General features: G+C 48.7%; 13 protein-coding genes. 3 read left to right on the plus strand and 10 right to left on the minus strand.

The features are described 5' to 3' along the window. Positions 1–55: 55 nt before the first annotated feature. From ACESLU_RS07335 to ACESLU_RS07380, 10 genes are read right to left on the minus strand one after another with little or no spacing between them, the layout of a single operon-like run. The gene (locus ACESLU_RS07335; RefSeq protein WP_372637249.1) at positions 56–271 is read right to left on the minus strand and encodes a hypothetical protein; all 216 of its coding nucleotides are present in this window, start codon (positions 269–271) and stop codon (positions 56–58) included. A 4-nt stretch (positions 272–275) separates the two neighbouring features. Continuing rightward, entirely contained in the window at positions 276–1760 is a 1485-nt protein-coding gene (locus ACESLU_RS07340) for a monovalent cation/H+ antiporter subunit D family protein (RefSeq protein WP_372637252.1), read from the minus strand. A 21-nt stretch (positions 1761–1781) separates the two neighbouring features. Next, entirely contained in the window at positions 1782–3281 is a 1500-nt protein-coding gene (locus ACESLU_RS07345; protein WP_372637255.1) for a complex I subunit 5 family protein, read from the minus strand. Then, a complete protein-coding gene (locus ACESLU_RS07350; RefSeq protein WP_372637257.1) occupies positions 3278–3646 on the minus strand; it encodes a cation:proton antiporter subunit C in 369 nt (122 codons plus the stop codon). The genes ACESLU_RS07345 and ACESLU_RS07350 overlap by 4 nt, the downstream gene beginning before the upstream one ends. Beyond that, entirely contained in the window at positions 3646–4080 is a 435-nt protein-coding gene (locus tag ACESLU_RS07355; protein ID WP_073062618.1) for an MnhB domain-containing protein, read from the minus strand. Before ACESLU_RS07355 ends, ACESLU_RS07350 begins: the two co-directional genes overlap by 1 nt. Further along, on the minus strand, positions 4077–4388 hold the full coding sequence (mbhE, locus tag ACESLU_RS07360; protein ID WP_372637260.1) for a hydrogen gas-evolving membrane-bound hydrogenase subunit E: 312 nt from the start codon (positions 4386–4388) through the stop codon (positions 4077–4079). Before mbhE ends, ACESLU_RS07355 begins: the two co-directional genes overlap by 4 nt. After that, positions 4385–4630 (minus strand): Na(+)/H(+) antiporter subunit B, encoded by a 246-nt coding sequence (locus ACESLU_RS07365; RefSeq protein ID WP_372637264.1) that lies wholly within the window; start codon positions 4628–4630, stop codon positions 4385–4387. Before ACESLU_RS07365 ends, mbhE begins: the two co-directional genes overlap by 4 nt. Further along, positions 4630–4965: a monovalent cation/H(+) antiporter subunit G gene (mnhG, locus tag ACESLU_RS07370; protein WP_372637267.1), complete on the minus strand. Its 336-nt coding sequence runs from the start codon at positions 4963–4965 to the stop codon at positions 4630–4632. Before mnhG ends, ACESLU_RS07365 begins: the two co-directional genes overlap by 1 nt. Then, the gene (locus ACESLU_RS07375; protein ID WP_372637269.1) at positions 4955–5230 is read right to left on the minus strand and encodes a monovalent cation/H+ antiporter complex subunit F; all 276 of its coding nucleotides are present in this window, start codon (positions 5228–5230) and stop codon (positions 4955–4957) included. Before ACESLU_RS07375 ends, mnhG begins: the two co-directional genes overlap by 11 nt. Further along, complete coding sequence (locus ACESLU_RS07380; protein ID WP_372637272.1) at positions 5230–5787, minus strand: Na+/H+ antiporter subunit E; 558 nt, start codon at positions 5785–5787, stop codon at positions 5230–5232. Before ACESLU_RS07380 ends, ACESLU_RS07375 begins: the two co-directional genes overlap by 1 nt. A 511-nt stretch (positions 5788–6298) precedes the next feature. On the opposite strand from ACESLU_RS07380, the gene nuoL reads away from it, so the two are divergent. From nuoL to ACESLU_RS07395, 3 genes are read left to right on the plus strand one after another with little or no spacing between them, the layout of a single operon-like run. Beyond that, positions 6299–8320, plus strand: a complete 2022-nt coding sequence (gene nuoL, locus ACESLU_RS07385) for an NADH-quinone oxidoreductase subunit L (RefSeq protein ID WP_372637275.1) — start codon at positions 6299–6301, stop codon at positions 8318–8320. Positions 8321–8333: 13 nt separating this feature from the next. After that, positions 8334–9941, plus strand: coding sequence for a NuoM family protein (locus ACESLU_RS07390; protein WP_372637278.1), 1608 nt, complete (start codon positions 8334–8336; stop codon positions 9939–9941). Positions 9942–9945: 4 nt separating this feature from the next. Then, positions 9946–10236: a 4a-hydroxytetrahydrobiopterin dehydratase gene (locus tag ACESLU_RS07395; RefSeq protein ID WP_372637281.1), complete on the plus strand. Its 291-nt coding sequence runs from the start codon at positions 9946–9948 to the stop codon at positions 10234–10236. Positions 10237–10355: the final 119 nt, after the last annotated feature.

The following is a 10355-nucleotide window of genomic DNA, read 5'->3' on the forward strand; positions in this document are numbered from 1 at the left end:
TAACGGCAGCATAAATGCTCCGGCAATTAGAATGACGGCCGGTATAATAAAAATTTCAACGGTCATAGTAATCTTCGTCGCTTAAGAGGATTAATTTTCCCAGCCACCGGGAGAGAAATATGAGAACGGCAGAACCAACAAATCCCAGGATGATGTAAAAAGCGGGAATATGGCTCCACCAGTGATCTCCGTGGTGTTCTACCATAGTGAATTCAACAATGAGGCTTATCACTGCCAGAATCCCAAGTAATATCCAATGCCATTTCTTCATAGCGTTACAGAGTTTTAAAAACAGTTTCAGCTATACCGGATGCCAGCTCGAAAAAGTGAAAAAAGAGATCCGGGAAGAGGCCAAAAACAACAGAAGCTGTTGCTGTTATCACAATAGGGACGACCATAAAGGGGGAGGCCTCCGTATGTCCCTCCAGCTCCTTCCCGCCTTTCCTGAAATAAGCACGGTGTATGATGGGGAAGAAATATCCCACATTAAGCAATCCGCTTATAATAAGAATTATCAGCGGGAGCATCATACCCCCTTCCAGTACGCCGGCCCCCAGGAACCACTTGCTTACAAAACCATTTATGGGAGGAAGTCCGGCAAGTCCCATCGAACCAATAACAAATGCACCCATGGTCCAGGGCATAACGCTGGCAATCCCATTCAGGTCGCTGATGTTCTTTTTATGAAGGTTTACCATAATTGCACCCGCACAGAAGAAAAGGGTAATCTTCATCGTGGCATGGGCCGAAATGTGCATGATACTGCCCGTAAGTCCCAATGGAGTGAGCAGGGCCGCTCCCAGTACGATATAGGAAAGGTGTCCCACGGTCGAATAAGCCAGCCGTCTTTTCAGGTTGTCCTGGGCAAAGGCCAGCAGAGAAGCTACAATAATGGTAACCCCTGCTATGACCATAAGAATTTCGTTTAACCCGAAGTTGCCCATTACCTCCGGTCCGAACACATAGTGAACGACCCGAATGATGCCGAACACTCCCGATTTTACAACTGCTACCGCGTGCAAAAGAGCACTTACCGGGGTGGGGGCCGCCATCGCAGACGGCAGCCAGCTGTGGATAGGCATGATGCCGGCTTTGACGCCCACCCCACCCAAGTAAAGCAGAAACAGGGAGACTGCCATGGTATTGCTGAGATCTACATCTCCAAAAATACCGCCGGGTTGGAAATCAAGAGAGCCGGTAAGGGAATAGGTAATCCCCACCGCGGCAATGAGCAAAAGTCCCGCCGTAAGGGTATAGGCCAAATATTTGCGACCGGCGCGGATGGCCTCTTTATTTTCACTGTGTATTACCAGTGGATAGGTCGCAATGGTCAGCATTTCGTAAAAGAGAAGGAAAGTCAGGAGGTTTCCCGAGAAAGCGATCCCGATCGTAGACGACAGGCATACGGCAAAGCTGGCAAAATAGCGGGTCTGTTTCTTCTCCTTGTGTCCCCGCATATACCCGATGGAATAGAAGGAAGTGAAAATCCACAAGCCGGATGCAACGATAGCAAAATACACCCCGAACGGGTCGGCGTGCAGTTCAATGGGCAGATTCGGGGCAATTTCAAAAAGAGTCAGTTCGATGGTACGTCCCTCTAAAGCAGCGGGGATGAGCGTCAAGACCAGCAAAAACTTAATAACGCCGGCCAGGATGGTCCAGAATTCACGCAGGTTGGGTTTGCCGGAACTCAGCAGGATAAACGGTACCGCGGCCAGCGATACGAGTACAGCATATAAAGGGACAAAAGTAAGCTCCATTACAAAGATTAATTTCTTGGTTTATAATCCAGCGGGAAACATCGTTACGATGGCCGAAACGATAAATGCATTGAGCAGGCCGACGGCCAAAATACCGAATGCAATGATGGAGGTGGTCCAAAGCATAGACGGTTTAACTTCGTTGGTAGCCAGGGATGAAATAATACCGGTCTTCTCATCCGTCGACTCGGGATCACGCAGGTATACCTTCTCGAGAATACGGAAAAAGTACACGGCATTGAGCAGTGAACTTATCAGGATAACCGATAACAGCAGCCAGTTGCTGTTTTCTATGGTTCCGAGTGCCAGATACCACTTGCTGAAAAATCCGGCCAGCGGCGGCAGGCCTACCATGGACAGGGCGGCTGTCGTAAAAGCCACCATCGTCCACGGATACTTCTTCCGGTAACTGTCGTCGAATTTCGTAATATCCGTATGCCCCTCTTTCAGACGCAGGTTTCCCGAAACCAAAAAGAGGCAGGCTTTCATCAGGGCGTGATTGAGCACATGCAGTACGGCACCGATAAAACCAAAGGGATTGGCAAGGCTGATCCCCATGATAATGTATCCGATTTGAGAGACACTGCTGTAGGCGAGCATTCTCTTGAGATCGCTCTGGGCAATGGCCATCACCGATCCATACAGAATACCGATTCCGGCCAGTACGCCAACAATGTCGGTAACAGGGATCGCGGTATCAACGATGTCGACCCCGAACAGATAGAGTACGATCCGTAGCAGAACATAAGCCGCCACTTTTGTACCGATAGGAGCTATAAGAGCTGAAGAGGTCGAAGAGGCATAGCTGTAGGAGTCGGGCAACCACCCATGCAGGGGGAAGAGCGCTGCTTTGACCCCGATACCGGCGATCATCAGTACCAGGGCGGTGATGACCGCAGAATTGTCAATAACCTCCGGCAGCATCGCCGTCATATCGATGATGTTGAGCGTACCCGTTACGGTGTACAGAAACCCGACGCCCAACAAGTAGAGCGACCCGCCCACCGTACCGATGATCAGGTAACGGAAGGCCGCATAGGGAGCTCTTTTCTCACCGATGCCGATGAGGGCGTAGCTGGCCAGTGAAGAAATTTCAAGAAAGACGTACAGGTTAAACAGATCGCCCGTCAGTACCATGCCGTTGAAGCCCAGCATCAGCAGCATGGCGACCGAATAATAGCCTGTTACTTTGCCCGGAAACTCTTTTTTGCCGATCATGCGGGAATGGATCAGCACAAAAAGAGCAATAGCATTAATAACCAGCACGATAAACCCGGAAAGTCCGTCGTAGACGAATTCAATTCCGACCGGCGGCTCCCAGCCTCCGAAAAAATAGCGGATGGTTTCGCCGCCGGTAACGTAGTTATAAAAGCCGGCAACAGAAAACCCCGTAGCTATGGCCGCACCCAATACGGCCCAGTAGTACGACAGATGCCTTTTCCACAGCCCCAACAGGGGAATAAGGACAGCAAAAGCCAGAAACGTCATGGGAATTAAAGCCGGTATATCTGATCCGATCATTGAATCTTATCTAACAGTTCTCGTTCGTTCAGGGTCTCATAGCGGTTGTAGATGGTAATAAGCAGGGCAAATGCGACGCCCAGGGTTGCGACTCCCACCACGATAGCCGTAAGCATGAGGGTATGGGGAAGGGGATTCATGTAGTGGGCGACCTCCGTGACCGGGAATTCATCGCTTTTAACGGGAACGGTAGCGTCCCATTTGGCTGCTACCGAGACAAAAAACAAGATAACTCCGGTCTGGAAGATGGAGAGCCCGATCGTCTTTTTGACAAGATTATCCTTGATAAGCATCCCGTAGAGCCCGATAGCCAACAAGATAATGGTAAACCAGTACGCATAATGCCCCAATAGAAAATCAACCATCAATCTTCCCCCCTGATCATATCGTCAAAAATGGATACGAGTACCGCCATGACGGTCAGTCCTATACCCAGTTCAATAATTAAAATTCCCCAGTAACGCAGATCCGGAGCATCAAGTCCCGGGATGGGAAGCTGTCCGTAGTCAAGAAAATAACCGCCCGCCAGGAGGGCCGTCAGCCCCGTACCAAAATAGATCAGTACCCCGATGACCGCCAGTGGCGTGGTGAGATAGTCGCTGAACTGGATGCGTGAAATACGACGTCCGCTGGAAATGCGGATCAGGAGCAGCGATGCCGCCAGAAGAGTGCCGCCCTGGAAACCACCGCCCGGGCTGTAGTGGCCGTGAAAGATCACATACAGCCCAAACAGCATGATATAGGGACTCAATAGCCGGGAGCCTAATAAAACAATGGGACTTGCAACGCGCTTTTTCATTCCTCCTCCTCATGCTCATGTTTTCTCAACAGCAGAAAGCAGATCATGCCTGCCGTAAATATTACAATTTGTTCCCCAAGCGTATCAATACTGCGGTAATCGCCCAGTACGACCGTGACCATATTGTTGGTATGGGCGTCGTTATAAGCCTCCTGCACATAATAATTTCCCGGTACTTTCGTGCCCGTAATACTTGTTTCCCGGTTCATCTGATTGTCGGCATCACCGCGATAGGGCAAGTCCATGGCCGCAAAAAGCAGCAGGCCCGTAAAGCAAATGATCAGAAAAAATTGGATGTAGTTCTTCAATCTAAGGTCTTATATGTGGTTTGGTAGATAGCGACAACAAGCAGAATACCCGTGACACCGGCCCCGACGACGGCCTCTGTAAAGCCGACATCCACAGCCCCCATGGTTGTAAACAACAGGGCATTTAAAAAGCTAAAGATCGTAAGCATAACGACTGCAACAAGCAGGTCATCCGATTCGAGGGCGATAATGGCCGTAGTGAGCAAAAAGAAAAATAATATGAGTTCAAATTCCCAGTACATCAGGCTTGGTTCCCCTTTTCATTATCGGTTTTTTTGAATAATGGCTTGAGATTCGCCTCGTATGCAGCACGGGCCAAAGCATGTGAACCTATTGGATTTGACAGCGCAATAAACAATAAGATCAAAAACAGCTTGAGACTATTGACATTAAATCCTTCATAGATAATAAGACCCGTAATAATCAGTAAAAGTCCCAGCGTGTCACTTTTACTGGTTGCATGCGTTCGGGAGTAAAAATCGGGTAGGCGTATTGTGCCGATACTGCCCACCAGCAGGAAAAATATCCCCGCAATAACGAAGAAGATCGTAAAAACAAGCTGAATATCAGTCATCATATCGCACCTCCACCGCAGCAAAATACTTGGCAATGGTCAGGGACCCTATAAACCCCAGGATGGCGTAAGCAAGCGTAATATCAATAAACATATCGATTCGGCCGAAGAGGTATCCGATCAGGCAAATCAGGGCAATGGTTTTCGTCGCTATGGCATTCGTACCGATCAGGCGATCGAATACCGTAGGCCCTTTGATAACACGATAGGCCGGAATCGCAATAATGGCCGTTAATACTACGGCACTGTATAAGAAAAAAGTATGCATTACAGATTTTTGTTATCTGATATAATTTCGACATCCGAGACGACCGGGTGCATCTTTTGGGTAAAAAGCTTGAGCACTTCCTGAGGCATTTTGTCATTGATAATGCCCTCATAGGCTCTGGGGTCGATGGAATGGACGAGAAATTCGTCTTCATGTATGTCCACCGTAAGCGTGCCGGGCGTGAGGGTAATGGAATTACCTAAAATCATTTTGGCATGGGCGCTGGGCAGGTCCACTTTAAAGCGTACCATATTCTGTTTGACCGGCAGCGAGGGGGTAAGAATAACACGTGCGACCTGTATGCCCGAGGCGATAATTTGCCCGAACATCCATATTAAATAATAGAGAAGGCGCCCGTATCGCAATGCATCCAATACGTCTACTTCATCCTCAAAATACTTGTGTTTGCGCAGCCGGTAGTTAAGGGCCATGACTAAGGCAACACTGGCAATCCCCATAAGACTGTGAATGGGATCAAAAAACCCGCTCATAATGTACCAAAAAGCCATCAGCGTGATGAATGATACAACAAAATTTCGCAGGGACAGAGTCTTCAAGGTTCCGGGGTCATTATGTTCCTAATGATCATAAATAGTCGCTAAACATACAAAATCTAACTTAAACCTAAAATAGAAATAATAGGTTGCAAAACAGATTTAACAAAACTTAATTAATTTAATTGATCTGCCTACCGCAATTTGCGGGGAGAAAAAGTAAGAAAAGTCGACTAAAATTAGAAAACGAAACTGCTTTTTCTTTTTGGAAAGACGCCGACAGAAATCAACTCGCGGTTACTCCGCCAGAGCTGTTGAAACACACTGCGAATTAGTGGGGAGCAGTCCATAGTAGGGTGTCATACAAAAGGCCTCGATATTAAAATGCATGAAACTGCTAATTTAGAAAGCAACTAAATATGTGCAATTATCAAATAATTGCACATCCTGTGCTTTACCTTCACTTACTTTTTTGTATCTTTGCCCTCTGATAATTTCCCTTGGGAAAATGAGGGGTATTGGCTACTTTTGGGCCTGAAATTTTGTAAGGATACAATACTGAAATATCTTTTAAATGGATTCTGCTACTACGCTTACAAGTTTGATAATAATCCTTCCGCTGGTGGGCTTTCTTGTCAATGGGTTAATAGGGTTGAGCTCCGAATCTTTCCGCCGGCGAAAAAGCCTGATTGGCGCGATTGCAAACCTTTCGGTATTTATTCCTTTTGCTATAGCCGTTTATTTCTTTATGAATATGGGGCAGGAATCAGCACCCATTTTCGCCGAGCTTTTCACCTGGATTGAAGTCGGCTCTCTCAGCGTGGATATTGCCTACCAGATCGACCAGCTTTCGCTGGTCATGACCCTGGTGGTAACCGGAGTCGGTTTTCTGATCCATCTCTATTCCATTGGGTATATGTGGGAGGATGAGGGATATTGGAAGTTTTTTGCCTACCTGAACCTCTTTATTTTTGCCATGCTCAACCTTGTGATGGCTGATAATTTGCTGTTGCTGTTCCTGGGATGGGAGGGAGTGGGCCTTTGTTCCTATCTGCTGATCGGGTTCTGGTATTCCGATATGGCGAAATCCGATGCGGCCAAGAAAGCTTTTCTCTACAACCGGGTGGGCGACTTTGCCTTTCTCATTGCAATATTCATGATCTTCCAGTTTGTCGGGAGTCTGCGCTTTGAGACCATCCTGGCCAACCTGGGGGCTATTCCGGCGGACGCCACCTTCTGGATTGCCCTGCTGATGTTTATCGGGGCTACGGGGAAGAGCGCTCAAATCCCACTTTTTGTCTGGCTGCCGGATGCGATGGCGGGTCCCACGTCGGTTTCGGCGCTTATCCATGCGGCCACCATGGTTACCTCCGGAATTTACCTGATTTCCAGGCTTTCGCCGATGTTTGTGACGTCCCCGGAAATTATGATGATTATTGCCGCTATCGGAGCTCTTACGGCGATTGTCGCCGCCACTATTGCACTCACGCAAAATGATATCAAGGGCGTGCTGGCCTATTCCACCGTATCGCAGCTGGGATACATGTTTCTGGCTCTCGGTTCGGGAGCCTTTACCGCCGCTATCTTTCATGTGGTGACTCACGCCTTTTTCAAAGCCTGCCTTTTTCTCGGATCCGGTTCGGTCATCCACGCCATGGAACATGTTGAACACGGCCTCCACGAAGAGGGCAAGGATGTTCATTTTGATCCCCAGGATATGCGGTTTATGGGGGGGCTAAAAGAGTATATGCCCTCGACGTACAAGACGTTTCTGATTGCGACGGTGGCGATTGCCGGAATACCCCCGCTGGCCGGCTTTTTCTCAAAGGATGAGATTTTGGCATTTACCTTTAACGCCGGCTTCGGCGAGTTTGCGGGGCCCCTTTACTTTTTGCTCTGGGGCGTGGGCATCATTACCGCCTTCCTTACGGCTTTCTATATGTTTAGACTCACCTTCGGTACGTTTAACGGATCGTTTAAGCTGCCCGACAAGATAAGAGAGGCGGCCGGAGCCGAAAAACACCTGCATGAAAGTCCCCAAACGATGACGATTCCGCTGTGGACACTCGGTGGATTGTCGATTGTGGGAGGATTTATTGGCGTACCCAATTTTTTAGTATCAACATTTACCCATGAAGAGGCACATATAAACCTGCTTCATAACTGGCTGTATACGGTTACGGCAGACTATGGACTCGGGCTTTCGCACGCTGTTGAGTGGATACTGCTCATTGTTTCGGTCCTGGTGGCCGTGGGGGGATTGTATGCCGCATGGCGCCTGTACGGCCGAGGTGCCACCGAGGAGTCCGATGCCCTGCTGGCCGACCGGTTCGGCGCACTGTACCAGACCTGGAAAGAGAAATACAGCCTCGATGAATTTTACGAGGGACTGGTGGTCCACCCGCTGGTTCGCTTTTCCGACAAAGGGCTCGCCAAATTTGATATGAAGATTGTAGACGGAATCGTAAATGCGGTGGGAGGAATAGTTCGTTTATTTGGTAGTGTATTCCGGTATCTCCAAACGGGGGTGGCCAGCAGCTATGCCCTTGCGCTCGTTATCGGTGTTCTTCTCGTGTTAAGCTTGTTGATCCTGTAAATAAATTGTGAACATGCAGTTACTTTTAAACATTTGTATTTATCTGCCGCTGGCCGGTATTGCCGCCATCCTGGTATCCCGTAATGACAAGGCGACGAAATGGATTAGTCTGCTCACCACAGTCGTTACATTTCTGTTGTCGCTGCTGCTGATATTCAACTTTGATATTACCAATTCGGGGACCGCCCAGTTTCTGACGGAAGGCTCGCCCGTACTGGCCGGTATGGATATAAAGTATCTGGTCGGGTTGGACGGACTAAGCCTTCTTCTTTTTATGCTTACGACTCTTATGGGTCCCATCGTTATTCTTTCTTCCTGGGATTCGATCAAAAAGCATCTGGCCGGCTATTATTCTATGCTGCTGCTCTTGCAGACGGCTTCGATGGGCGTATTCGCCTCACTTGACCTGATTGTATTTTACGTCTTCTTTGAACTTTCGCTCATTCCCATGTATTTCCTCATCGGAATCTGGGGCGGGAAGGGGCGCATTCATGCCACGGTCAAGTTTTTTGTATACACCCTTGTGGGCTCGCTCATCATGCTGGTCGGACTTATTTATCTTGGCTACGACGCCGGCTCGTCCCTGCAGGGATATGTCTTCAGCACCGACTGGCGGTTTCTCTCAAGTGGAGCCTATCAGATAGGGCTGGTGGAGCAGACCTACCTGTTTGCCGCTTTTGCGTTGGCATTTTGTATTAAAGTACCGCTGTTCCCCTTTCATACCTGGCTTCCCTACGCCCACACGGAGGCCCCTACGGCAGGGTCGGTGGTACTGGCAGCCATTATGCTGAAGATGGGGACCTATGGGCTTCTTCGGGTGTGCCTGCCGATTTTCCCGAATGCATTTGTTGAATTCGCTCCATATATGGCTGCGCTTGCGGTCATCGGTATTATCTACGGGGCCCTGGTGGCGATGGTTCAGAAAGATGTGAAGAAACTGGTCGCCTACTCTTCCGTAAGCCACCTGGGGTTTGTCGTACTGGGTTTGTTCGCCGTAAACGTCATCAGTGTGCAGGGCGCCCTGCTGCAGATGATCAACCACGGAATTTCTACCGGCGCCCTCTTCCTGATTGTAGGGATGATTTATGATCGAAGACACACCCGCATGATTGAAGATTTCGGAGGCATTGCCAAAGTTCTGCCCGTTTTTGCGGTCATGTTCATGATTGCCACGCTGGCCTCTATCGGCTTACCCGGGTTGAACGGCTTTATAGGAGAATTCCTGATCTTGAACGGCGCTTTTCATTCGGAGGTGATCCCGCAAAATGCGTTTGTCGTATTTGCGGCCCTCGGCGTTATTCTGGCGGCGGTCTATATGCTGTGGATGTACCAGCGGGTGATGTTCGGACCGCTGAAACACAAGGTCAATGAGAAATTGCAAGACTTGAATGCCCGGGAAATCGGGATATTGGTGCCCCTGGTCATTTTAATGTTCTGGATCGGAATCCGTCCCGTTGACTTCACTCAATATTCCGAAGCCCAGGTGAACGGTCTGTTGCAGGCCTCCCAGGAAAAAAGAATGGCCATTAAACAGTCAGCCAGAACCGGGGAACTTCCGGAGTGGACTTCCACATTGTATGATGTTACCGATGAATTGGCATCACAACCCAAAAACAGATAGTATTATGGCTGATCCGCTTTCAACCGATGAAATTACACAGCAATTAGAAGACCTGCCCGGATGGGAGCACAGGGACGACAAGGTGAGCAAGGAATTCACCTTTGAAAATTTTCGGGATGCGATGGGCTTTATTACCCGTATTTCATACGAAGCCGAAGAGCAGGTTCATCATCCGGAAATATTTAATGTCTACAATACCGTCAATATTTCGTTGAGCACGCATGATGCCGGCGGAAAAGTTACCGAAAAAGACATGATGCTTGCAAAAACTATTGAGTCACTGTATAACAACTAAGTTGCATGGATTATTTACACGATCTTAACGCTTTTTTGCCCGGCATTATCGTAGGTGTTGCCGGTCTTATCGCTCTTTTGATTGACGCCTACAAGGACGATCACGACGGCATATACGGC

This window comes from Fodinibius sp. (assembly GCF_041642155.1).
Classification (GTDB): Bacteria; Bacteroidota; Rhodothermia; order Balneolales; family Balneolaceae; genus Fodinibius.

Bases quoted from the DNA above. Each gene is read 5' to 3' on its own strand.
- ACESLU_RS07345 (WP_372637255.1), bottom strand. From the start codon at position 3,281: ATGATCGGATCAGATATACCGGCTTTAATTCCCATGACGTTTCTGGCT.
- ACESLU_RS07390 (WP_372637278.1), top strand. From the start codon at position 8,334: ATGCAGTTACTTTTAAACATTTGTATTTATCTGCCGCTGGCCGGTATT.
- mnhG (WP_372637267.1), bottom strand. From the start codon at position 4,965: ATGATGACTGATATTCAGCTTGTTTTTACGATCTTCTTCGTTATTGCG.
- ACESLU_RS07355 (WP_073062618.1), bottom strand. From the start codon at position 4,080: ATGAAAAAGCGCGTTGCAAGTCCCATTGTTTTATTAGGCTCCCGGCTA.
- ACESLU_RS07340 (WP_372637252.1), bottom strand. From the start codon at position 1,760: ATGGAGCTTACTTTTGTCCCTTTATATGCTGTACTCGTATCGCTGGCC.
- ACESLU_RS07365 (WP_372637264.1), bottom strand. From the start codon at position 4,630: ATGTACTGGGAATTTGAACTCATATTATTTTTCTTTTTGCTCACTACG.
- ACESLU_RS07350 (WP_372637257.1), bottom strand. From the start codon at position 3,646: ATGGTTGATTTTCTATTGGGGCATTATGCGTACTGGTTTACCATTATC.
- ACESLU_RS07335 (WP_372637249.1), bottom strand. From the start codon at position 271: ATGAAGAAATGGCATTGGATATTACTTGGGATTCTGGCAGTGATAAGC.
- ACESLU_RS07375 (WP_372637269.1), bottom strand. From the start codon at position 5,230: ATGCATACTTTTTTCTTATACAGTGCCGTAGTATTAACGGCCATTATT.
- nuoL (WP_372637275.1), top strand. From the start codon at position 6,299: ATGGATTCTGCTACTACGCTTACAAGTTTGATAATAATCCTTCCGCTG.
- ACESLU_RS07395 (WP_372637281.1), top strand. From the start codon at position 9,946: ATGGCTGATCCGCTTTCAACCGATGAAATTACACAGCAATTAGAAGAC.